This is a genomic window from Pseudomonas auratipiscis, assembly GCF_036324085.1.
In the GTDB taxonomy this organism is placed as follows: Bacteria; Pseudomonadota; Gammaproteobacteria; order Pseudomonadales; family Pseudomonadaceae; genus Aquipseudomonas; species Aquipseudomonas auratipiscis.
In genome coordinates, this window is the sequence record NZ_JAZDCU010000016.1 from 17,445 (window position 1) to 39,881 (window position 22,437).

The window sequence follows — 22,437 nt, forward strand, 5'->3', positions numbered from 1 at the left end:
TTTTTGAAACACCATTCTTTTGGCGTATTTTAAAAACATAGGGAATGTTTGAAATCTAACTAAGCATGAACTTTAGTGAGGGGGTGGATCCAGAGGGATTGATCGTGAAGCCAACTGACGCGCCCCCCCTGATTAAATTGCCCCTTCAGCCATCTGCCGATACTGCCGCAATTGCACCTGCGCCCCTGCCGGCGCCAACCAGTCGCGGTATCAATGCTGGATCAACCAGCACACTGGACAACATACGCGTGCTGAAAACCTGGCAGTTGGCACCTGCTGCACGTGCCAGTGAGGCGCCGCGCAGTGAAACATTGCACGATCCCCATGCTTTGCTGGCGCTGGATGCCAATGACGGCTCGACCATCTATATTCGCGCCGATGCGTTGGTCGAGCAGTTGCGTCGAACCCGGCCAGATGTTGTCGACAGGGACGGTTCGGTCGATTTTGCCCGCTTCATAGACATCCAAGGCAAGAACCGTGGGGCTGCGGATTGGGTCTGGCGGCAAGTCCGGCAATTGGTGCTGGACGATGATGGCATCACTGACCTGGCCAAGGAGATTTTCAAAAGCAGGGCGACTGACATGGCTGTCGACTGGGCCGCGCAGAAGGGCGCCAGTGCACTGATGGAAGCCATCGAGCGGCAGTTGGCGGGTGAGCCCGGTCTTTACCGCTGGAACGGTGGGCTGTTGAATCCCCAGGATCTGATTGCAAGCGACCAGGTGCTGCAGGCCGGTAAACCTATCTTGCTGTTCATTCATGGCACGGGCTCGCACACGCTGGGCAGTTTCGGTGAGTTGCCGGCAACGGCAGCCTGGAAGGATCTGCAATTGAAGTTCGGCAGCCAGATTGTCGGTCTTGAGCATCGCACGTTCTCGGAAAGCCCCATTACCAATGCCCTGCAAGCGCTGGTTCATTTGCCGAAGAAGGCACGGGTGCAGTTGGTCAGTCATTCACGCGGCGGGTTGGTTGCCGATCTGTTGTGCATGGACCCCTATGATCCGGACTTGCCACAGTGGATCGCGCATTACCGCCGTGAACCGCGTCCCGATGAAGTCGAGCGGGAAAAACAAGATCCGGCGTTAACCGCGCAGCGCCTGGAGTTTGCTCAAACAGAGCGGGCTAAACTCCAGAGCCTTGTAGACCTGCTCAAGGCCAAGCAGCTCGATATAACCCATTATGTGCGCGTGGCTGCTCCTGCCCGTGGCACGGCCTTGCTCTCTGATAATCTCGATGTATTTCTCTCCTGCCTGCTGAGTCTGGTGCGCAAGTTTGCCACCTGGGGTATTGGTGCGGCGGTGGGTGCCGTGGCTACACCTGCCGCCGGCAGTGCCACCGCTCAGCTTGCTTCGCGTAGCCTGAAGCTGTTGGAACGGGTGGTGTTGGAGATCGCTGACAAACGGATGCAACCGCAAGTGGTGCCTGGCATCGAGGCCATGCTGCCAGAGGCACCCATGGCCATGTTGCTGGCGCGAGCTGCGCCACTGCCGAAGCTGAAAATGGCCATCGTTGCCGGCGATACCGAGGATTCGGCCAGCGGGATTGTGCAGCGCATCGGCTACATGTTCGTCAATTGGGCGTTGTTTGATCGTGCTCGCAACGACCTGGTAGTCAACACCGACTCCATGTATGGCGGCTTGTTCGATCATGCCAACGAGGCGCATGCCATGGCGGTCGAAGGGCCGCAGGTCAATCACTTCCATTATTTTCGCGACACCGTCAAATTTCGAAATCGTCCACTTCCCAGCAGCCTGAGCGACTGGCTGCTGGATCGGCTGACGATGACCCGGGGCGCCGAACCTTCATCAGCGCGGGGCGCTGACACCGTCGAAACGGTGAAAGTGTATGTCGAAGGTCAGCCTGCTGTGTTCCTGATACCGGGGATCATGGGTAGCAGCTTGAGCGTTGGCGACGAAATTTTCTGGCTCGATCCCCTCAAGCTTGCCTTGAGGGGGCTGGGCAGCATTGCCATCGATGAGCCGCGGGTCAGCAGCAAGGACCTGATGAGGTTGGCGTATGGAGATCTGTACAAGTATCTGGATAAGGCCCACAACGTTATTGCCCACTACTACGATTGGCGCCAGCCGCTTGAGGACCTGGGTGCGCAACTGGCAGTCAGGTTACGCGATCAACTCAAGGAGCATCCCACTTCCAGCATTCGCCTGCTCGCGCACAGCATGGGCGGCTTGGTGATACGTGCCGCTTTCAGGCAAGACCCCGATTTATGGAAAGACCTGATAACCCATGCCGATGGGCTGGTGATCATGCTGGGCACCCCCAACCAGGGTGCCTACTCGATGGTGGAAACCTTGCTGGGGCAGTCCGACACCATTCGTATGCTGGCCCGCGTGGACCTTAAGAATAACTTGGCGGACATCCTGAAAATCGTCGCCGACTTCCCCGGAGCGTTGCATCTGTTGCCTGCCCCAGGGTTTGTCGATATCGGCGGGCACAGTCCGGTGGACTTTTTCGCGGCGGCCAGTTGGAGCCAGTTGGCCCTGAACAACGATGATTTCTGGTTCGGCAAAGAGTTGGGTGCTCGGCCTCGCGCGGCAGTGCTCAAGCAAGTGCAGGAGCATTGGCAGCGCCTGGCAGATAACAGTTGGATCGACTTGGCGCCTGAGCGCATCAGTTATGTCTTTGGCCAGGGCAAGAACACTCCCTGTGGCTTGGACATCAGCGGCGAGCAACTGATGCTGCGCGGCACTTCGCAAGGCGACGGCACCGTGACCTGGCGTTCCGGCAAGTTGGGCAATCTGCCCGATAATCGTTACTGGTACATGCCCGTGGTGCACGGTGAGCTGGCATCCACCAAGCACTATTTTGCCGAGATCGAAAGCTTGCTGCACAAGCGTACGCCTGCGCTGCTCAAGCGTCTGCCGAGTAGTCGTACAGCCGAGCGCAGCACGGCGCTGGTCAGCTTTCGAGGTGGGCCACCCGCCTATCCGGCCGATGCCCAGTTGCTGAGTCAGGTGCTCGGCAACAGCAGCAGCTTGGAGCCAAAACCCGAGCTGACCACGCTGAAAATCAATGTTCTGGCGATGAACCTCAGTTGTGTGCAGGTGCCGCTGATCTGTGGTCATTACCGCGGTGACCCGATTTCCGGTGCCGAAGCGGCCGTCGATCAGACACTGGTCAACGGTGCACTGACCCAACGTCAACGCCTGGGCTTGTACTCTGGCGAGTTGGGCAACACCACGGTGGTGCTGGTGCCACGGACGGCTGCCGAGGTGAGCCGTGGGACGGGGCGGGGCGCGTTGATCATCGGTCTTGGTGAGATGGGTGAGCTGACCGCTGAAGTGGTGATCCAGGCGGTGCGCAGTGGCGTGTTGCGTTACTTGCTCAGTGCGGTGGACCAGTATGCCCAGGTTACCCGCCTGGACGACCCCAACAGACCCGATGACCTGCTGCCGTTGCATATTGCCAGTTTGCTGCTGGGGACCAACTCCAGTGCGCAATTGACTGTGGACGAGTCGATCCGCGCGGTGACTCTCGGGGTGCTGCAGGCCAACCGTGACTACGCCGCGGTTTGTGTCGGCCCCAAAGGCCGTGCCGCGGCGGTGACGCGCCTGGACATTGTCGAGATGTTTGTCGATGCCGCTATCTGTGCCAGTTACGCCGTAGCCAACCTGGACAGTGAGCTGGCGGGCGAACTGCAGCGCTTGAACAGTCGGCTGGAGGTGGCCCAGGCCGTGCAGTTCGGTGACGGTGCAAGGCCGCGCCTGAGCGTTACCCCTCCGGGTGACTACTGGCCACGCTTGCAGGTCAGCAGCGCCGACAGCCCGGGGCAACCGGCGAACAGGGCTGAAGCCCGCTTCGACCGGCCGGCGCAACGCTTCAACTACCTGTACATGGGGCAACGTGCGCGCGTCGAGGCGGTCGTCGACCAGCGTCAACCGGGCTTGCTGGAAAAGATGGTCGACAGCGCCTTGCGCGGGCCGAACAGCACCCGCTACGACTCGGCGGCATTCTTTGGTAACAGTCTGTTCCAATTGATGTTGCCATTAGGCTTCAAGAGCGCGGTGCGCAAGTCGGACAATCTGATTCTGGTGCTCGACGACAGCAGCGCCAATTTGCCATGGGAAATGCTCGAGACCGACGGTGTGCCGATGATTTCGCGCACGCGTCTGGTGCGCCAGTTCATCACCCAGCGTTATCGCCGCGAGGTGATACGTACCGACCTGATGAACGCCTGTGTTATCGGCAATCCGGATACCCAGGGCTACTTCAAGCAGTTCAGGCCCAAAGGCGACGGGCCTTGGCCGGAACGTCTGGCTGACTTGCCCGGTGCCCTGCGTGAAAGCCTGACGGTGGGCCAGGTGCTGGACGGTGCGGGCTATACCACCTGGAGCCTGCCCGGTGGTGCCAGTGCCGTGGACGTGTTCGACCAACTGTTTGCCAGGCCTTATCGAGTCCTGGTGATTTGCGCCCATGGCGTTTACCGCAGCAAGGACAGCAACGGCCAACTGCGTAGCGGGGTGGTGTTGTCGGATGGTTTGCTGCTGACCGCTGCCGAAATCGATCGGATGGAAACTGTGCCAGACCTGGTGTTCCTCAGTTGCTGTCACCTGGGCAAGATCACGGTCGGTGAAGCGGGTGGTAACCGCCTGGCCGCAAGTCTGGCCCAGGAGCTGATCAACATGGGCGTGCGCTGTGTGGTCGCGGCGGGCTGGGAGGTCGATGACAGTGCGGCGTGCTGTTTTTCAGAGACCTTCTTCACGCGCTTGGCCATTCACGGCGATCACTTTGCCGAGGCGATCAGTTGTGCACGGCTGGACACCCTCGAGCAGTTTCCCGCCTGCAATACCTGGGGCGCCTACCAAGCCTATGGCGACCCACTGTTCCAGCTCAGGTTGCTGCCTCCCGGCGATAGCAACAACACCTGCTTGCGGGGCACTCCAGAACTGCTCGATTGGCTGGAAGGCCAGCGCTTGTCGGCGGCCAACACCAATGCCGCAGCGACGGCAACCGGATTCGACCAGCTTCAGGAGCAGGTGCGCAGACGCCTGGAGGGCCTGCCGGACAGTTGGATCAATCAGGCCGAGGTTCAGTACGGCCTGGGTCTGCTGTACAGCGAATGGGATGACCCCGAGGCGTTGGCGGCTTCACGCAAAGCGCTGTTGCAGGCGTTGGCGCGCTTCAATGGTCGTGGTTGTGTACCAATGACCGCGGTGGAGAAGCTGATTGATGTAGAGATTCGTCAGGCGTACCTCGTCGCCGATCCAGTCGACGGCACTGCTGTTGCTGATTTCAAGGAAGCGGCAAGGTTGATCATGGCCGCCATCAATCGTGCCGATCAGTTGAGTGATATGTGCGAGGATGTGCCGGGTGAATCGATTGCTCGCCGACAAGTCATGCGCGGGCGCGGCCTCAAGCGTCAAGCGCATATAGCGCTACTGGAAAGCGTTACCCAGTCACGCAATGAAGAATTGGATGGACGCATCAGTCGAAGCCTTTTGGCAGCAAAGATGGCTTATGCGGCAGGGGAGGATAGAGACTCACCTGACTGGAATCCTTACGCGATGCTCAACCGGGTCCAGCTGGAGGTTATGTGCCTTTCGAAAAAGCTGTCGATAGAAGATCTTGAACGCTGTGAAACCGAAGCTCAGGCGCGTTACAAGCAGTCTTTCGGTGTTTTCGATGCAGTGATGAAGGCCGATGTACTGCTTACCCGCTGGCTGATAGGGGTGACCCGAGAGGTGAATGCGGCTGGCGCTAAGGCTTGCACCGAGCGCGAGCTCAACGACAGCTACGATGATGCGCTGGCGGGCCAGCGCATATCGGAGCGGCAGTTCGAGTCGGTGGTACGGCAGTTGCAGATGATCGCCAATTGGCTGGCCTGGTCGGGGAAAGCACCCGAAGCCAAAGTGCTCGAAAACATCGCCAGGGTCCTGAAGACCCGGCGCGGATAATCGCACGGCTGATGGCTACACCTTGAACGTCGCCATCAGGCCCTGCTGGTGATTGGCCAGGCGGTTCAGCGCCTGGCTAATTTGTGCCGATTCCTCGGCTTGCCCGGAGAGCGACTCGGTTACGTCACGAATGCTGGCAACGTTGCGATTCACTTCCTCAGCCACGGCGCTCTGCTCCTCGGCGGCAGACGCTATCTGCAGGTTCATATCAGTAATCACCGCCACCGCATCGCTGATCCGCTGCAACGCCGGCACGGCCTGTTCGGCCTGGCTCACGCTGCCCTGGGCCTGGCGGTGGCTGCTGTGCATCGATCCGACTACTTCGCGAGTACCTTGTTGCAGTCCCTCGATTACCAGACGAATTTCATCCACCGAGTCCTGGGTGCGGCGCGCCAGGTTGCGCACTTCATCGGCAACCACGGCAAAACCACGGCCGGCTTCGCCAGCGCGCGCGGCTTCAATGGCAGCGTTAAGGGCCAGCAGGTTGGTCTGGTCGGCAATGGCGCGAATCACTTCAAGCACCGAACCAATCTGTTCGCTGCGGTCGGCAAGTTGCTGCACCTCTTCCATGCCGGCGTTCATTTCACAGGCAAGCTGCTCGATGGCATGGGTGGTGGTGCGGATCAGCTCCAGGCCTTCGCGAGTAGCCACGTCGGCGCCGCGGGCCGCTTCGGCAGCTTGAGCTGCGTTGCGTGCAACGTCCTGGGCGGTGGCGCTCATTTCCTGTGAGGCGGTGGCCACCTGATCGACTTCACGGTATTGCTGCTGCATGCCGGCGCTGGTCTGGCTGGCGATGGCTGCCGACTGGTCGGCGGTGCTGCGAGCATCCTGCACCGAGGCTTTGACGTCGGCGATTACCGGTTGCAGCTTGTCGAGAAAGCGATTGAACCAACCGACCAATTCGCCCAGCTCGTCCTGGCGCGGGTAGTTCAGACGGCGGGTGAGGTCGCCTTCACCGCTGGCAATATCCTTGAGCATGGCGGCAACGTTAAGAATCGGCCGGGTTACACCTCGGGCGGTCATCCAGATCACGATCAGGCCCACGATGGCGGCAGCGAGGGCCATTAGCAGGCTGTTGAGGTTGGCGCTGTTGTTGGCGGCATCCAGACGAGTGTTGAGCGCCAGCGCGGGGGCCTGGAGGATCTGCTCGGGCACCTCGAGCAGGACACTCCAAGGCTGCGCGCCGGGGACCGGGGCAAATGGCTGGCTGACCTGCAGCATGCCGTTGTCTTTCAACTCCGCTGCTTTGCCTGCACGCATCTGGGCGGCCAGGGTACTGGCTTGCTGGCCGAATACCTGGTCGATTTCCTTGCTCAACTGGCTGCCGTCGCGACTGTGTCCGGCCAGCAGGCCGGCGGGGCTGACAATGCTGACCTGGCCGTTGCCGTCAAACAGTTCCTGGCGGCCGTCGAGGCTCAGTTGCTGCAAGCTGTCGAGGCTGATGTCCAGGCCCATCACGCCAATGACCTTGCCGTCTTGCTTGAACGGAATGGCAATGCTGGTCATCAGTGGCGTGCGATCGCCAACGGTATCGAAATAGGGGTCGATCACACAGGCTTCACCCGTTTCCAGTGGGCATGTCAGCCAGCGGTTGTAGGCAAAACCGTTGGCGCCAAGGCTGGTGTCGGCGAGCATCTCTTCAGGCATTGCCTCTGACGTCAGTTCGCCGGGCTGCGGCTGTGACCAGTACAGGGAAAAACGGCCGCGCTCGTTGCTGCCGACCTCGGCTTGGTCAACGAAGGCGCCATCGTTGCCATCCAGGGCATTGGGCAGGAACACGACGTACAGGCCAAGCAGCTCGGGATTGGCCGCCAGCGCGGTTTTCGCCTGCTGGGTCAACGCCTGGCGCAGGTTGTCGAGCCCCTGAGCCTTGAGCACCATCATCAGGTGCGAGACGCCGTTGCCATACAGGTAGGTATCCTTGAAGTAGCGCTGGATATGCGCGGCCTGCAACTGGGCATAGGTGTGCATGCGCAGGCGGGCGTTCTCATCGAGGATCTGGGTATTGGCGCTATTGACCAGTGCAGCGCTACGGCTGGATTGAAATAGAGCCGCCCCCATCAGCAACACCACGATGGCCAGCAGGCAGAGGCCGGCGAGCAGGGTGATCTTCCATTGAATGAGCAGGCGGCGCAGCAGCATGTTGACATCCTTGAAGTGGCAGGTCGTTAAACGGCAAAAGCCCGTCGATGTCGACGGGCCATTTCTTGTTATTCGGCAATGAAGCTGGGCGGCGCAACCTTGAAGGCTTTGGTCAGGTAGGCCAGGTACAGCACCCCCAGCGCAGCCCAGACCCCGCCAAACAATAGCGAGTGCTCATCCAGGTCCAGCCAGAGGATGGCAATGATGCAAAAGCCAATGGTCGGCACCACCAGATACTTGAATTTGTCGCCCAGGGTCTTGTTGCAGCCTTCACGCAGGTAGCAGTGTACGATCACCGAGAGGTTGACGAAACTGAAGGCTACCAACGCGCCAAAGTTGATCACCGAAGTCGCGGTCACCAGGTCGAAGAATATCGCCGACAGAGAAATGAAGCCGACGATGGCAATGTTGATGACCGGGGTTTTCCACTTGTCATGCAGGCGACCGAAGTAGCGTCGGGGGATGACATTGTCGCGACCCATCACATACAGCAGGCGCGATACGCTGGCTTGTGAGGCCAGGCCTGAAGCCAGGGTGTTGATGAACGTACAGCAAATGAAGATCGACTGGAACAGCTTGCCGCCGACATACAGGGCGATTTCCGGCAAGGCGGCCTCGTGATCCTGGAAGCGGTCCATGGTTGGGAAAAACGACTGGATGTAAAACGAGACGATGATGAACACCAAGCCGCCGATCAGCGCAATCAGGAAAATAGCGCGCGGAATGACCTTTTCGGCGTTCTCGGTTTCTTCGGACAGCGTGGTGACCGCGTCGAAGCCCAGGAATGAGAAGCACAGGATGGTGGCGCCAGCGACCAGTGCATTGAAATGGGTGTCCTCAGCGGCAAACGGCAACAGGCTCCAGGTAGTGCCTAACCCTTCGCCACTGTGCAGACCGCGCACGGTCAGGTAGATGAATACGCCGATGATGACGGCCTGGATGGCCACGAACAGGGTGTTGAAGTTGGCTACCAGGTTGATACTGCGGATGTTGATCAGGCTCATGATCGTCACAAAACCCACGACCCAGGCCCAGGCCGGTACTTCCGGGAACATCACCGACAAGTAGAGTTTGGCCAGCAGGGCGTTGACCATGGGCAGCAGCAGATAGTCGAGCAATGACGACCAGCCCACCAGAAAGCCGACATGAGGATTGATGGCGCGGCGTGTGTAGGTATAGGCCGAACCGGCTTCGGGAAAGCGACGCACCAGTACGCCGTAGCTTACGGCAGTGAAGAGGATGCCGAGCAGGGCCAGCACGTAGGCGCTGGGGACGTGTCCATCGGTGATCCCGGAAACAATGCCGAAGGTGTCGAAAACGGTCATCGGGGCGATGTAGGCCAGGCCAATGATGACCACCTGCCAGAGTTTCAAGGTCTTTTTGAATTGGGTGTCAGGCGAAGGTGCAGACGAAGAGACTGGCATGATGGATGGCGCTTGCCCGTATTTGTTTGAATTATTTTTGAGTGGTGAGGCGAGGGGGAAAATAAGAAGTGTGGGAGAGGTGTGTCAATTAAATTCTGACAAAATGTGTATCGATGTGATCGGTTTTTTGCCGAGAAATGTGGGGGAATGGCTCTATTGCGCGGATTTTGGCCTGGCGGCCGGTAGTTTCTGTTGTCGATTAAATTCGACACTTCAGCCGTAGTGATACCGATTATTATCGGTTTTCTGCCCAAGGCGACTCAGGGTCGCCTCAAGTCAGGGAGATGCGCTTTACTGCTTCAAACCATCGCCAGGTGCTGCTTGCGCGTTGGCGCAGGAAAGGCCCGATCGATGGCACGCAGGTCTTCACTGCTCAGGTTCAGGCTGGCCGCCGCCGCATTCAGGCGTACATGCTCAGGCTCCACTGCCTTGGGAATGGCGATAACGCCCGCCTGGCGCGTAACCCAGGCCAGACTCACCTGTGCTGGCGTAGCACCGTGGCGCTCGGCAATATCGATCAGGGTAGGGTGCTTGAGCAAACGCCCGGCCTGGGCCAAAGGGCAGTAGGCCATGGTCGGCATCTGACGCTTTTGGCTCCAGGGCAGCAAGTCGAACTCGATACCGCGCTGACTGGGGTTGTAGAGCACCTGGTTGACCGCGCAGTCCGAACTGCCCAGCTCGCGCAGGTCGTCAACATCGAAGTTCGACACCCCCCAACGACCAATCTTGCCCGCCTCCCGCAGCCGCTCGAACGCTTCTACGGTTTCTTCCAGCGGGTACTGGCCGCGCCAGTGCAGCAGATAAAGATCGATAAAATCGGTGCCCAGGCGCTTCAGGCTGCGCTCGCAGGCCGCCGGAACGCCGTTGCGGCTGGCGTTGTGCGGGTACACTTTGCTGACCACGAACACCTTGTCGCGGCGCCCGGCAATGGCCTGGCCGACGACTTCCTCCGCGCCGCCTTCGGCATACATTTCGGCGCTGTCGATCAGCGTCAGGCCCAGGTCGATACCATGCTGCAGCGCCGCCACTTCGCGGCTGCGCTGGTGCGGGTCTTCACCCATGTACCAGGTACCTTGGCCGATGGCTGGAACGTCTTTGCCGGCAAGCTTCACTGTGCGCATTTCACCTCCTGGGGACGGGTTTGTTCCTGTAGTACATCCAGCAGCGCCTGGGCTGCTGCCGAGAGTTTATGGTCGGCGAGCAGGGAGACGCCAATGCGTCGCTCGATGATTGGCTCGACCAGCGGCACACAACGGGCGCCAAGCTCTTGCATCTGGCCGATGCACAAGGCCGGCACTGCGCTCACGCCCAGACCATTGGCAACCATGCGGCCGATGGTCGAAAGCTGATGACTCTCGAAGGCCACCGCCAGCTTGCCATGCTCGGCAGCCAGGTGTTGTTCGAGCAGCAGTCGCACTGCCGACGGTCGTTGTAGGGCAATGAAATCTTCGGCCAGCAGTTCGCGCCAACTCACCTGCGCTTGCTGGGCCAGGGGGGATTCGGTGGGTACCACCGCGACAAAACGGTCCAGGTACAACGGCTTGAACAGCAGGGGTGCGCTAGACTCCGGTTCAATGCCGATGCCCAGTTCGACACGACGATGGCGTACCAGTTCCAGCACCTGTTCGTTGATGACGTCATGCACTGTGACATTGACCCGAGGATAACGTTGGCGGAATACCTTCAGCACCGCAGGCAACAAGTTGCCCGCAAACGCCGGCATGGCGGCGATCGATACACGGCCCAATTGCAGGGTGAAACGCTGGCGTAGCAGTTCTTCGGTATTGTCCCAATCGGCGAGTAACTGCCGCGCCAGAGGTAGCAGCACGTCACCCTCCGGCGTCAGGCTGACGCTGCGGGTAGTACGGCTGAACAGGGCGCCGCCGAGGTTGTCTTCCAGGGCCTTGATGGTCAGGCTCAAGGCCGGTTGCGACAGGTGCAGATGCTCGCCGGCCTGGGCAAAGCTCTGGTATTTGGCGACGGTGACAAAGGCGCGCAGCTGCTTGACGTTCATTGCTGTGGTCTATTCTTTTGAAAAATTAATCAAACAAACATAAAAACAAAATTAACAAATAAGTTCGTTGGGGTGAAGATGGGACAAACGCTCGCCGACACCCCCGTCGGTTAAACAACTACAAAAGGCGGATCAGCATGGCCGGACTGGACAAGCGCGTAGCAACCTATGAACAGGCTCTTGAAGGCCTGACCGACAACATGACCGTACTGGCTGGTGGTTTTGGTCTGTGCGGGATCCCGGAAAACCTCATCAACGAAATCAAGCGTCGTGGCGTCAAGGGTCTGACCGTGGTCTCGAACAACTGCGGCGTCGATGGCTTTGGCCTGGGCGTACTGCTTGAAGACCATCAGATTCGCAAGATGGTTGCTTCGTATGTGGGCGAAAACGCCGAATTCGAGCGCCAACTGCTCAGCGGCGAGCTGGATGTAGAGTTGACGCCGCAAGGCACCCTGGCGGAAAAAATGCGCGCAGGCGGCGCCGGCATTCCGGCGTTCTTCACCGCTACCGGCTACGGCACGCCCGTTGCCGAAGGCAAGGAAGTGCGCGAGTTCAACGGCCGCAAATACATCCTTGAAGAAGCCATTACTGGCGACTTCGCCATCGTCAAAGGCTGGAAGGCCGATCACTACGGCAACGTGGTGTACCGCAATACCGCGCAGAACTTCAACCCGCTGGCCGCTACTGCCGGCAAGATCACCGTGGTCGAGGTCGAGGAGATCGTCGAGCCGGGTGTATTGCTGCCAACTGAAATTCATACCCCGGGTATCTATGTCGACCGGGTGATTGTCGGCACCTTCGAGAAGCGTATCGAAAAACGCACCCTCAAAGCCTGAACCGTCCCCGAACAGAACAACAAAGAGATACTGACCATGGCACTTACCCGCGAACAAATGGCCCAGCGCGTCGCCCGCGAACTCCAGGACGGCTTCTACGTCAACCTTGGCATCGGCATCCCGACCCTGGTGGCCAACTACGTCCCAGCGGACATGGATGTAATGCTGCAATCGGAAAACGGCCTGCTGGGCATGGGCGAATTCCCGACCGAAGCGCAGCTTGATGCCGACATGATCAACGCCGGCAAACAGACCGTGACTGCGCGTGTCGGAGCATCGATTTTCAATTCTGCCGAATCCTTCGCCATGATCCGCGGCGGTCATGTCGACCTCACCGTGCTGGGCGCTTTCGAGGTAGATGTGGAAGGCAACATCGCCTCCTGGATGATCCCCGGCAAGCTGGTCAAGGGCATGGGCGGCGCCATGGACCTGGTGGCCGGTGCCGACAACATCATCGTCACCATGACTCACGCTTCCAAGGACGGCGAATCCAAGCTGCTACCCCGTTGCAGCTTGCCGCTGACCGGTGCGGGCTGCATCCGCAAGGTACTGACTGACCTTGCCTACCTGGAAATCGAAAACGGCGCGTTCATCCTGCGCGAGACCGCTCCTGGGGTGACGGTTGAAGAAATCATCGAGAAAACCGCCGGCAAGTTGATCGTGCCGGATGATGTGAAAGAGATGACGTTCTGACCTGACGTTTCACTGTTTTTGCAGGCTCTATCGCCGGCAAGGCCGGCTCCGACAGACGAACCACGCATTCCTCTGTCGGAGTCGGCCTTGTCGGCGATAGGGCCTTCAGTCGTTCTGATAAAACCAACAAAAGGAATACCCTGTGGCCGCTGATATTCAAGACAGCCGCTCTGCGCGCTTTGCCTTGCGCTGTTCAAACTGGGCTGAACGCTGGTTCCCTGATTCCTGGGTGTTCGCCGCCCTGGCAGTGGTACTGGTTTCTGTCGCCGCCCTGGCAATGGGCGCCAAGCCCACCGATACCGCCAAGGCTTTTGGCGACGGTTTCTGGAGCTTGATTCCGTTCACCATGCAAATGGCCTTCGTGGTGATTGGCGGCTATGTGGTGGCCAGCTCGCCACCTGCGGTGAAACTCATCGATCGTCTGGCGCGCATCCCGAAAAACGGCCGCTCGGCAGTGTGCTGGGTGGCGCTGATTTCGATGCTGGCCTCGTTGCTCAACTGGGGCCTGTCGCTGGTGTTTGGTGGCTTGTTGGTGCGGGCATTGGCGCGTCGTGCCGACTTGCGCATGGACTACCGTGCTGCCGGTGCTGCCGCCTACCTGGGTTTAGGGGCGGTGTGGGCGCTGGGGCTTTCCTCTTCGGCAGCGCAGTTGCAGGCCAACCCGGCCAGCCTGCCGCCCTCGATCCTGGCAATCACCGGGGTGATCCCGTTCACCGAAACCATTTTCCTCTGGCAGTCGGGTGTGATGCTGGCGGCGCTGGTGGTGGTTTCACTGGTGGTGGCGTATGCCACGGCGCCAGGGCCGACCAGCGCTCGTAGCGCTGAAGACTGTGGCGTTGATCCAAGTTTTTCGGCGCCACCCACGCCTGAGCGTACCCGCCCGGGTGAATGGTTGGAGTACAGCCCGATTCTGATTCTGCTATTGGTGGCGCTGGCGGCCGGGTGGCTGTACAACGAATTCAGCACCAAGCCTGCGATAACCGCCATCTCCGGGCTGAACACCTACAACCTGTTGTTCATCATGCTGGGTGCCTTGCTGCACTGGCGCCCACGCAGCTTCCTCGATGCAGTGACCCGCGCGGTACCGACCACCACCGGAGTATTGATCCAATTTCCGCTGTATGGCTCGATTGCGGCGATCCTCACCCAAGTTCAGGGCGTTGATGCGCAAACCTTGGCCCACCACATCTCGACCTTCTTCGTGCAAATCGCCTCTCACGACACCTACGCGGTGTTGATGGGCGTGTATTCGGCGGTACTGGGCTTCTTCATTCCGTCCGGTGGCGGCAAATGGATCATCGAAGCGCCGTACGTGATGCTCGTGGCCAACGACTTGCAATACCACCTGGGCTGGGCGGTGCAGATCTACAACGCCGCTGAAGCGCTGCCGAACTTGATCAACCCGTTTTACATGCTGCCGCTGCTCGGCGTACTGGGCCTGAAGGCGCGCGATCTGATCGGCTTCTCGTTCGTGCAGTTGCTGGTGCACGTACCATTGGTACTGTTCCTGTTATGGTTCCTGGGCACGACTTTGCAGTACACACCACCGGTGATGCCGACCCCGGCTGGCTAATCGCAGTCGCTGGCCGTCAGCCTGGAATCATTGCAAAGCCGACGCCGAAGCGGTTCCAGGCGTTGATGGTGGCGATGGCCAAGGTCAGGTTGGCCACTTCGGCTTCGCTGAAGTGTTCGAGCAAGGCATGGTACTGCTGCTCGGGTGCGCGCAGCTCGGGCAGGTGGGTCAGGCTTTCGGTCCAGGCCAGGGCGGCACGTTCGCGCGGGGTGAAGTAAGCGGTTTCTTCCCACACGCTGAGGGTTTGCAGGCGCGCCTCGGTTTCTCCAGCCTTGCGTGCATCATTGGCATGCATGTTGACGCAGTAGGCGCAGCCATTGATCTGCGAGGCACGCAGGCGAATCAGTTCCAGCAGTGAGGTTTCCAGGCCGGACTTGCCCAGGGCCATTTCCAGGCCGACCATGGCTTTGTAGGCTTCAGGTGAATGTTTGGCCCACTCGATACGATTGCTCACTGGTTCTCTCCGTTAAGGTCCGCATCAGGCGGCGATGACGTTACCTTAACCCTGAGGCGGCGCTGCTCGAATAGCCAATCACTGCCAATCTCAGGAGGCCAATCAGCCGATTGCCTGCAGGGTGTCACGCACCCGGTCCAGTGCCGGGTCGATGTCCAGCAGTTCAATGGCACCGAAACCCAACAGCAGGCCCGGACGCACCGGCGCCTGAACATGAAAGGGCGCCAATGAGTACAGGCCAACGTCGACCTTGCGCGCCATATTGATCAAAAAGTCCACGTCCAGGTCATGCTTGGCCAGGGCGCTTAAATGATAGCCAGCGGTGGCCGGTATCACCTCGAACCAAGGTGCCAGATCGCCGTGCAGGCGATGCAGGATTCGCTGGCGGCGGGCGGTATACACCTCATGTACGCGGCGGATGTGTTTGAGCAGCGAGCCTTCGTTGATAAAACTGGCCAGGGCCCACTGGCTTAAGGTCGGGGTGTGCCAGTCGGTCAATTGCTTGGCGGTGCAGATGGCTTCGCGCAGGGCCTGCGGAACGATGGTGTAGCCCAGGCGCAGCTCGGGCAACAAGGTTTTCGAGAAGGTCCCGACGTACGCCACCAAACCGTGCCGGTCCATGCTCTGCAGGGCGTCAGTGGGGCGCCCCTCGTAGCGGAACTCACTGTCGTAGTCGTCCTCGATAATGATTGCGCCCAGTGCCGCCGCGCGCTCCAGCAAGGCTTGGCGACGTGCCAGGCTCATGGGCATACCCAATGGAAACTGATGCGAGGGTGTGACATAAATCAGCCGCGTGCCTTCTTCGATGTGCTCGACGCACAGACCTTGTTCGTCTACTGGCACATACTGCAGTCGCGCGCCCTGGGATAGGAACAACTGGCGTGCCGGGGTGTAGCCGGGATCTTCCATGGCCACCTTGCAACCCGGTTCGATGAGTATCCGAGCAATCAGATCCAGCGCTTGCTGGGCGCCGTTGCAAACCAACACATCGGCGCTGTCGCAACGCACACCGCGCGCAAAGGCGATGTGTCGGGCGATGGCTTCACGCAGTTCCGGCAAGCCTTGATGGGCGGCATAGCGCGCACTGCCGCGGCGTATCTGGCGTAGCGCGTACTGGTTGCAGCGGCGCCAGTCATCGAATGGAAACTGCGCCTTGCTCGACGCCCCACCGATGAAGTCGTAACGCGAAGCGCTGGGCGCAAGGTCTGCCAGCAGGTGGGCGCGTGAGCGCCATTTTTCCAACGTTGCGGCGCTGGCCAGGGGCAGGGCTGCGGGCGCTGGGGGTAAACGCGGTGCGCTGGGGGTAATGAAAGTGCCCTTGCCAACCTTGCCGCTGAGCAGGTTGTCATAGGTAAGGCGCGAATAGGCGTCGGCCACGGTCTTGCGCGACACCCCCAATTGCTCGGCAAGCAGCCGCGTCGGCGGTAACTGCGTGCCTGCCGCCAGGCGCCCACTGTCGATACCTTCGCGCAGTTGCTGGTAGAGCTGCTCGGCCAAGCCTTTGCTGCCGTGCAGGCTGATATGGAGTTCCATGGTGGGGGCAGTTTCGCAGGCAATTGTCAGGCGTGCAGATTAGCCGATCTGCCCAGCCTTTGCCGTTGATCCCCTGGCGCGACGTTTGGGCGTGGGCGCGCCACACTTTAAAGGTCGGGGTTCTCCGACGTGTCGGCGAACCTCTTGTCCTACAGGAGCGTCGCCATGTACCTGCGAACTCTGTTGTGCCTTGCCCTGGTGCTTACTGCCAGCGCCCAGGCTACTGAATCAACTGCTGTCTACCAGTACGGGATGCCACTGGATATCGCCCGAGTAGTGAGCATGAGCGAGCCGGTCTCCGAGCTCTGCGATGTGGTGCAGGCCAGCATGGTCTATCTCGACTCCGCCGGCCAGCAACACACCTTGCGCTACCTGAAGCTGGCGCAGGCCTGTAGCGATCACGATTAGTCCCAGGCAGGCGCCAGACTTTCAGGATTGGTCAGGCGCAGGCCGCTGTCGAGGGCGGCGATTTGCGCCATTTCATCGCTGCTGAGCTTAAGCTCGGCCGCCTTGAGATTGCTCGCCAAGTTCTCGCGACGGGTCGAGGACGGGATTACCGCATAGCCCAACTGCATGGCCCAGGCCAGGGTGACTTGCGCCGGGGTGGCTTGGTGTTGGCTGGCAATAGCCTGGATGACCGGGTCTTGCAGGACTTTGCCATAGCCCAGGGTCATGTACGAGGTCACAGCGATGCCCTGGCTTGCCATGAACTCGACCAGTTTGCGGTTTTGCAGATAAGGGTGCAGTTCAATCTGGTTGGTGGCGATGGCGTCTTTACCGACCACCTCAATGGCTTGGCGCAGTAGGTCGATGGTGAAGTTGGAAACGCCGATCTGGCGGGTCAGGCCCTGGGCTTTGGCCTCGGCCAACGCGCTCATGAACTCACTGACCGCCACGGCGCCCTTGGGGGAAGGCCAGTGAATCAGGGTCAGGTCCAGATAATCGGTCTTGAGCTTCTGTAGGCTTTCCTTAAGGCTCGGAATCAGCTTGTCGGCGCTGAGGTTGTCGATCCAGATCTTACTGGTCAGGAACAGTTGTTCACGCGCTACGCCGCTGGCAGCGATGGCGGTGCCGACTTCAGCTTCGTTGCCGTAGATCTGGGCAGTGTCGATCGCTCGATAGCCGAGCTCCAGCGCCTGGGTGACCGAGTCGATAACGACCTGGTCCTTGAGACGGAACGTACCGAGGCCAAGAAGAGGAATGGACATGAAAGGGCTCCTGGGGAGGGCTGGTGATAAGAGGTGTGCAGTATTGCGACTGCCGACCACGAGAAAAATCCCTGCGTCGACACAACTTTTTTGCCGGTGACGCACGAATCTGCAGTACTGATGTTAGCCTTGCAGTGTCAGTCGCAATGGATCTGGTCATGACCCGGCACAAGCTCAGCATTCGCCAACGCAATGTCGACAACATCCTTCTGGCAGCCGAGCAGGTCTTTGCCGAAAAAGGCTTCGCAGGCACCGCCATGGCCGATATCGCCGAAGCGGCGCAGTTGCCGCGCAGCAATGTGCACTATTACTTCAGCACCAAGGCCGAGTTGTATCAGGCCGTGCTGTTCGGCCTGCTGGAAGTGTGGAAGCAGGATGCACTGTGCTTCGAACTCTATGACGACCCACGCATCGTGCTCAGCAGCTACATTCGCGCAAAAATGAACCATTCGCGCACCCGTCCTTTTGGCTCCAAGGTCTGGGCCAACGAAATCATCCACGGCGCGCCCAACCTGGGCGCGGCGCTGGACGATCCGCTGTATGACTGGGCGAAGATGAAAGAGGCGAAGATTCGTCAGTGGATCGACGACGGTCGCATCATCGCGGTGGAGCCGTCGGGGCTGTTGTACATGATCTGGGCTTCGACCCAGCACTATGCCGACTTCAGTCACCAGGTTGGTTTGCTCAATGACCACCAGCCACTGACTGAACTGCAGTTCGAGCGGGCGGTGCAGACGGTCACCAGCGTTATTTTGCGCGGCATCGGGCTGGAACCGTAAGTCGCAGTGGCTACGTCAGTTGGCGGCGTGGCCAGCGACGAATGACCAGCACGTAGACCACGGCATTGACCAGCACCACCACCGAGCCCAGCAAGACCTGAATGCCGGGCGTTAGCCCGGCGGGGTAAATGACCGGCAGGATATAATGCTCGACGAACCCGCCTTCATAGCCAGCCTGGCCAGCGGCCTGACGCAGATGGTTTTCCCAGTCGGTCAGCGGGCAGTACAGGTGCAAAAACTCCACGGCGATGCCCCAGCACACGGCGGGTAAGTGCCACCACAGCACACCGCGCCATTTGAGCGCCAGCAAGCCGCCGAACAGCACGAACAAAATGAACGACAGGTGAAACAGCACCAGACCATCGGCGCTCAGGCGGTACAGCATGACAATCACTTCCTTGGGTTGATTTTCCTTGTTCACCCCATGATAAAGGCAAAGTGTCGAAGTCTGGTGCGGGCCGATAACAGGTATTGTCCTGACCGTATCGAACAGGCATTCTGGCGTTTTTCTGCCTGCGAAAACCGCCATGGACGCTTCCACACTGTTGCTCTACGTCGTTGCCGCCAGTGCGGTGATGATTACCCCGGGTCCGGCCATGCTCCTGGCGCTCAATAATGGTGCCAGCCATGGCATGCGCGTGGCTGGCTTCGGCATGGCCGGGGCAATGCTTTCCGACTTGATCCTGATCGCTGCCGTTGGCTGCGGCCTCGGGGCGCTGCTGCAAACATCGGAACAGTTGTTCAGCCTGGTCAAATGGGTCGGCGCCGTGTACTTGCTGTACTTGGCCTGGGTGCTATGGCGTGCGCCAAGCAATGCGCTTGAGCGTGTGCCAATGAATGCCGGCGCCACTGGCCGTTCGGCGTTCCTGCGGGCGCTGTTCGTTGGTTTGTCCAATCCCAAGGGGCTGTTGTTCTTTTCCGCTTTCCTGCCGCAGTTCATCCGCCCGGATCAGCCGGTAGCCGAGCAATACCTGGTGCTGGCGATCACCAGTGCAGCCCTGGACGGTGTGATGATGGCGGTCTATGCCTATGGCGGCCGACACGCCATGCGGCGCTTTTCGGCCCGCACCATGCAGTGGATCAACCGCAGTTGCGCCGGAATGCTGGCGGCATTGGCGGTAGGCTTGAGCCTGTATCGGCGCAGTGACATGCATTGAGTTCAAACAACAAGGGAGGATCACTGATCCTCCCTTGTTGTTCATGCCCCCGCCTCAGGAGGCTTCGCGGTAAGGGTTGCGCGGGTCATGTTGCCAGTCGAGGAACGGCTTGCCGGTGTCCTGCGCCACCATCTGGATACAGTCCTGGACCGGGCAGGTGATCTGGCACAGGTTGCAGCCCACGCATTCGGCGTCGATCACCTCGTAGCGATGACTGCCATCGGCTTGGCGCAGGCTGGCGATAGCTTGGTGCGACGTATCCTCACAAGCGATGTGACAGCGGCCGCAGCCAATGCAGGCATCCTGATCGATCTTGGCGATGACCTGATAGTTGATATCCAGGAACTTCCAGTCGGTGGTGTGACCAACGGCACGACCGCTGAATTCTTGCAGGCTGCGATAGCCTTGACTGTCCATCCAGCGCGAGAGGCCGTCTTTCATGTCTTCGACGATGCGAAAGCCGTGCAGCATCGCTGCCGTGCAGACTTGTACGGCGCCGCATCCCAGGGCGATGAACTCGGCCGCATCGCGCCAACTGCCAATTCCGCCGATGCCACAGATCGGCAGGCCGCGTGTCGCCGGGTCACGGGCAATCTCGGCGACCATGTTCAGGGCAATCGGTTTGACCGCCGAGCCGCAGTAGCCGCCGTGGGTGCTCATGTCCCCGACAATGGGCAGGGCGACCATGCGTTCGAGGTCGACACTGGTAATCGAATTGATGGTGTTGATCAGCGACACGGCGTCGGCGCCGCCACGATGGGCTGCGCGGGCAGACTGACGGATGTCGGTGATGTTGGGCGTAAGTTTGACGATCACCGGCAGCGAGCAGTGCATCTTGCACCAACGGGTGACTTGCTCGACATATTCAGGCACTTGCCCAACTGCCGCCCCCATGCCACGTTCAGGCATGCCGTGCGGGCAGCCGAAGTTCAGTTCGATGCCGTCGGCGCCGGTGGCTTCCACCAGCGGCAGAATGGCTTTCCACGACGCTTCCTCGCAAGGCACCATCAACGACACGATCAGTGCCCGGTCAGGCCAGTCCTTTTTGACCTGGGTGATTTCCCGCAGGTTGATCTCCAGCGAGCGGTCGGTGATCAGCTCGATGTTGTTGATGCCCATGACCTCGCGGTTGACCCCATAGTGGGCCGAGTAACGCGACGACACGTTGACCGCCGCCGGGTCTTCACCCAGGGTTTTCCAGACCACGCCGCCCCAGCCGGCCTGGTAGGCACGGACCACGTTGTAGGCTTTGTCGGTAGGCGGTGCGGAGGCTAGCCAGAACGGGTTGGGCGCCTTGATGCCGGCAAATTCGATCGATAGGTCAGCCATTATGCAGCCTCCACATTGAGCATCAGTTGCGCATGGATGGCCTCGGCGGCCACCTTGCCGTGTTGCACCGCCTGAACAGTAAGGTCCTGGCCCAGGTGGGTACAGTCGCCGCCGGCATAAACAGCTGGCAGGTTGGTACGCATGTGCTCATCGACGCGAATGCGTTCGCCATCACGGGCCAACGCCTGGGCGCTGCTGTCGCTCAAGGCGTGGTCGTCGAACGTCTGGCCGATGGCTTTGAAAATGGCAGCGGCAGCCAATTCGAAGGTTTCCCCTGTAGTGTGCAGGCGACCCTCGCTCAAGCGGGTGCGGGCGAAGCGCATGCCACGCACTCGACCCTGATCGTCGAGCAGCACCTGCTCGGGTTGCGCCCAGGTCAGCAGGCGTACCTGGTTCTCCTTGGCAATATGTTGTTCATGCTCGGTGGCACCCATGTCCTCAAAGCCGCGGCGGTAAACCAGGTTGACGTCACGGGCACCAAGGCGGGCCATTTGTACTGCCATGTCGATAGCGGTGTTGCCGGCGCCAAGGACGATGCAGCGGTCAGCGACGGGCAGGGTGCTCAGGTCGTCGGCCTGGCGCAGCTCCCGGATATAGTCGGTAGCGGCCAGCACGCCGGGTGCATTTTCATCGGCCAGGCCCAATTGGCGACTGGCGGCCAGACCCAGACCGAGGAATACCGCATCGAACTGTTGCTGCAACTCGCCCAGACTGAGGTTTTCGCCCAGCACGTGGCCATGACGAATCTCGATGCCGCCAATCTGCAGAACAAAGTCCACCTCGCGCTGGGCGAAGTCATCGACCACTTTGTATTTGGCAATCCCGTACTCATTCAGGCCGCCGGCCTTGGGCCGTGCTTCGAATATCACCACGTCATGGCCGTGCCAGGCCAGGCGGTGTGCGCAAGACAAACCGGCAGGCCCGGCGCCGACCACGGCGATGCGCTTGCCACTGCTGGCAGCGCGCTGAAAGGGATGCTCTTTGAACTCGGCATTGTCCAGTGCATAGCGTTGCAGCAGGCCGATCAATACGGGGGCGCATTCCTGGTGATGATTACGCACGCAGGCTTGCTGGCAGAGGATTTCGGTCGGGCAGACCCGGGCGCAACTGCCGCCGAGGATATTGGCCGAGAGAATCTTTTCTGCTGCGCCCTGGACGTTTTCCTGGTGAATGTTGCGGATGAACGAGGGAATGTCGATGTCGCTTGGGCACGCATTGACGCAAGGGGCGTCGTAGCAGTACAGGCAGCGGGAAGCCTCGACTGCGGCCTGGCGGGCATTCAGCGCAGGCGCCAGGTCACTGAAGTGCTCGGCCAGGCTGGCGTTGTCGGTAGACGGTCGGGGGAGGTGGTTGAGGGACTCGATCACGGTGGTTTCCTCTTTTTTT

17 protein-coding genes and 1 pseudogene are annotated in these 22,437 nt (G+C 60.1%); 7 read left to right on the plus strand and 11 right to left on the minus strand.

Annotated features, from left to right (window positions below):
- Nucleotides 1–248: 248 nt before the first annotated feature.
- The gene (locus tag V0R60_RS20165; protein ID WP_330080240.1) at nt 249–5,909 is read left to right on the plus strand and encodes a CHAT domain-containing protein; all 5,661 of its coding nucleotides are present in this window, start codon (nt 249–251) and stop codon (nt 5,907–5,909) included.
- Between the two features lie 15 nt (nt 5,910–5,924).
- Here the strand turns inward: V0R60_RS20165 and V0R60_RS27065 are convergent, their stop codons facing one another.
- The 5 genes and pseudogenes from V0R60_RS27065 to V0R60_RS20185 form a co-directional block, all read right to left on the minus strand.
- The gene (locus tag V0R60_RS27065) at nt 5,925–6,680 is read right to left on the minus strand and encodes a methyl-accepting chemotaxis protein (RefSeq protein WP_408005547.1); all 756 of its coding nucleotides are present in this window, start codon (nt 6,678–6,680) and stop codon (nt 5,925–5,927) included.
- A gap of 102 nt (nt 6,681–6,782) precedes the next feature.
- A pseudogene (locus V0R60_RS27070) lies at nt 6,783–8,051 on the minus strand (PDC sensor domain-containing protein); the annotation flags it as partial.
- Between the two features lie 68 nt (nt 8,052–8,119).
- Nucleotides 8,120–9,475 (minus strand): APC family permease, encoded by a 1,356-nt coding sequence (locus tag V0R60_RS20175; RefSeq protein WP_330080238.1) that lies wholly within the window; start codon nt 9,473–9,475, stop codon nt 8,120–8,122.
- Between the two features lie 299 nt (nt 9,476–9,774).
- On the minus strand, nt 9,775–10,596 hold the full coding sequence (locus V0R60_RS20180) for an aldo/keto reductase (protein ID WP_330080237.1): 822 nt from the start codon (nt 10,594–10,596) through the stop codon (nt 9,775–9,777).
- Nucleotides 10,584–11,489: a LysR family transcriptional regulator gene (locus V0R60_RS20185; RefSeq protein WP_136475579.1), complete on the minus strand. Its 906-nt coding sequence runs from the start codon at nt 11,487–11,489 to the stop codon at nt 10,584–10,586. Before V0R60_RS20185 ends, V0R60_RS20180 begins: the two co-directional genes overlap by 13 nt.
- A gap of 137 nt (nt 11,490–11,626) precedes the next feature.
- Here V0R60_RS20185 and V0R60_RS20190 point away from each other — a divergent pair, with 137 nt between their 5' ends.
- From V0R60_RS20190 to V0R60_RS20200, 3 genes are all read left to right on the plus strand, one after another.
- Nucleotides 11,627–12,325: a CoA transferase subunit A gene (locus tag V0R60_RS20190; protein WP_136475580.1), complete on the plus strand. Its 699-nt coding sequence runs from the start codon at nt 11,627–11,629 to the stop codon at nt 12,323–12,325.
- Nucleotides 12,326–12,361: 36 nt separating this feature from the next.
- Nucleotides 12,362–13,018: a CoA transferase subunit B gene (locus V0R60_RS20195; RefSeq protein WP_136475581.1), complete on the plus strand. Its 657-nt coding sequence runs from the start codon at nt 12,362–12,364 to the stop codon at nt 13,016–13,018.
- Between the two features lie 142 nt (nt 13,019–13,160).
- Nucleotides 13,161–14,591 (plus strand): short-chain fatty acid transporter, encoded by a 1,431-nt coding sequence (locus V0R60_RS20200; RefSeq protein ID WP_136475582.1) that lies wholly within the window; start codon nt 13,161–13,163, stop codon nt 14,589–14,591.
- Nucleotides 14,592–14,607: 16 nt separating this feature from the next.
- Here the strand turns inward: V0R60_RS20200 and V0R60_RS20205 are convergent, their stop codons facing one another.
- Both V0R60_RS20205 and pdxR read right to left on the minus strand, forming a co-directional pair.
- Nucleotides 14,608–15,045 (minus strand): carboxymuconolactone decarboxylase family protein, encoded by a 438-nt coding sequence (locus V0R60_RS20205; protein ID WP_136475583.1) that lies wholly within the window; start codon nt 15,043–15,045, stop codon nt 14,608–14,610.
- A gap of 102 nt (nt 15,046–15,147) precedes the next feature.
- Nucleotides 15,148–16,578 (minus strand): MocR-like pyridoxine biosynthesis transcription factor PdxR, encoded by a 1,431-nt coding sequence (gene pdxR / locus V0R60_RS20210; protein WP_136475584.1) that lies wholly within the window; start codon nt 16,576–16,578, stop codon nt 15,148–15,150.
- Between the two features lie 165 nt (nt 16,579–16,743).
- Here pdxR and V0R60_RS20215 point away from each other — a divergent pair, with 165 nt between their 5' ends.
- Nucleotides 16,744–16,986: a DUF2790 domain-containing protein gene (locus V0R60_RS20215; RefSeq protein WP_136475585.1), complete on the plus strand. Its 243-nt coding sequence runs from the start codon at nt 16,744–16,746 to the stop codon at nt 16,984–16,986.
- On the opposite strand, the gene dkgB is transcribed toward V0R60_RS20215, so the two are convergent.
- Nucleotides 16,983–17,786, minus strand: coding sequence for a 2,5-didehydrogluconate reductase DkgB (gene dkgB / locus V0R60_RS20220; protein WP_136475586.1), 804 nt, complete (start codon nt 17,784–17,786; stop codon nt 16,983–16,985). The two genes, V0R60_RS20215 and dkgB, sit on opposite strands and share 4 nt — an antisense overlap.
- 158 nt (nt 17,787–17,944) lie before the next feature.
- Between dkgB and V0R60_RS20225 the strand changes: the two genes are divergently transcribed.
- Nucleotides 17,945–18,565, plus strand: coding sequence for a TetR/AcrR family transcriptional regulator (locus V0R60_RS20225; protein WP_136475587.1), 621 nt, complete (start codon nt 17,945–17,947; stop codon nt 18,563–18,565).
- Between the two features lie 10 nt (nt 18,566–18,575).
- Here the strand turns inward: V0R60_RS20225 and V0R60_RS20230 are convergent, their stop codons facing one another.
- Nucleotides 18,576–18,950 (minus strand): DUF2784 domain-containing protein, encoded by a 375-nt coding sequence (locus V0R60_RS20230; protein WP_136478908.1) that lies wholly within the window; start codon nt 18,948–18,950, stop codon nt 18,576–18,578.
- 142 nt (nt 18,951–19,092) lie between these two features.
- Here V0R60_RS20230 and V0R60_RS20235 point away from each other — a divergent pair, with 142 nt between their 5' ends.
- Nucleotides 19,093–19,722, plus strand: a complete 630-nt coding sequence (locus V0R60_RS20235) for a LysE family translocator (protein WP_136475588.1) — start codon at nt 19,093–19,095, stop codon at nt 19,720–19,722.
- 54 nt (nt 19,723–19,776) lie between these two features.
- On the opposite strand, the gene preA is transcribed toward V0R60_RS20235, so the two are convergent.
- Nucleotides 19,777–21,054, minus strand: a complete 1,278-nt coding sequence (preA, locus tag V0R60_RS20240) for an NAD-dependent dihydropyrimidine dehydrogenase subunit PreA (protein WP_178084211.1) — start codon at nt 21,052–21,054, stop codon at nt 19,777–19,779.
- Nucleotides 21,051–22,418, minus strand: coding sequence for an NAD(P)-dependent oxidoreductase (locus tag V0R60_RS20245; protein ID WP_330080236.1), 1,368 nt, complete (start codon nt 22,416–22,418; stop codon nt 21,051–21,053). The genes preA and V0R60_RS20245 overlap by 4 nt, the downstream gene beginning before the upstream one ends.
- Nucleotides 22,419–22,437: the final 19 nt, after the last annotated feature.

What these genes read in the sequence shown, in the direction of transcription:
- V0R60_RS27065 (WP_408005547.1), bottom strand. Translation starts at nt 6,680, where the DNA reads ATGCAGCAGCAATACCGTGAAGTCGATCAGGTGGCCACCGCCTCACAG.
- V0R60_RS20175 (WP_330080238.1), bottom strand. Translation starts at nt 9,475, where the DNA reads ATGCCAGTCTCTTCGTCTGCACCTTCGCCTGACACCCAATTCAAAAAG.
- V0R60_RS20180 (WP_330080237.1), bottom strand. Translation starts at nt 10,596, where the DNA reads ATGCGCACAGTGAAGCTTGCCGGCAAAGACGTTCCAGCCATCGGCCAA.
- V0R60_RS20185 (WP_136475579.1), bottom strand. Translation starts at nt 11,489, where the DNA reads ATGAACGTCAAGCAGCTGCGCGCCTTTGTCACCGTCGCCAAATACCAG.
- V0R60_RS20190 (WP_136475580.1), top strand. Translation starts at nt 11,627, where the DNA reads ATGGCCGGACTGGACAAGCGCGTAGCAACCTATGAACAGGCTCTTGAA.
- V0R60_RS20195 (WP_136475581.1), top strand. Translation starts at nt 12,362, where the DNA reads ATGGCACTTACCCGCGAACAAATGGCCCAGCGCGTCGCCCGCGAACTC.
- pdxR (WP_136475584.1), bottom strand. Translation starts at nt 16,578, where the DNA reads ATGGAACTCCATATCAGCCTGCACGGCAGCAAAGGCTTGGCCGAGCAG.
- V0R60_RS20215 (WP_136475585.1), top strand. Translation starts at nt 16,744, where the DNA reads ATGTACCTGCGAACTCTGTTGTGCCTTGCCCTGGTGCTTACTGCCAGC.
- dkgB (WP_136475586.1), bottom strand. Translation starts at nt 17,786, where the DNA reads ATGTCCATTCCTCTTCTTGGCCTCGGTACGTTCCGTCTCAAGGACCAG.
- V0R60_RS20225 (WP_136475587.1), top strand. Translation starts at nt 17,945, where the DNA reads ATGACCCGGCACAAGCTCAGCATTCGCCAACGCAATGTCGACAACATC.
- V0R60_RS20230 (WP_136478908.1), bottom strand. Translation starts at nt 18,950, where the DNA reads ATGCTGTACCGCCTGAGCGCCGATGGTCTGGTGCTGTTTCACCTGTCG.
- V0R60_RS20235 (WP_136475588.1), top strand. Translation starts at nt 19,093, where the DNA reads ATGGACGCTTCCACACTGTTGCTCTACGTCGTTGCCGCCAGTGCGGTG.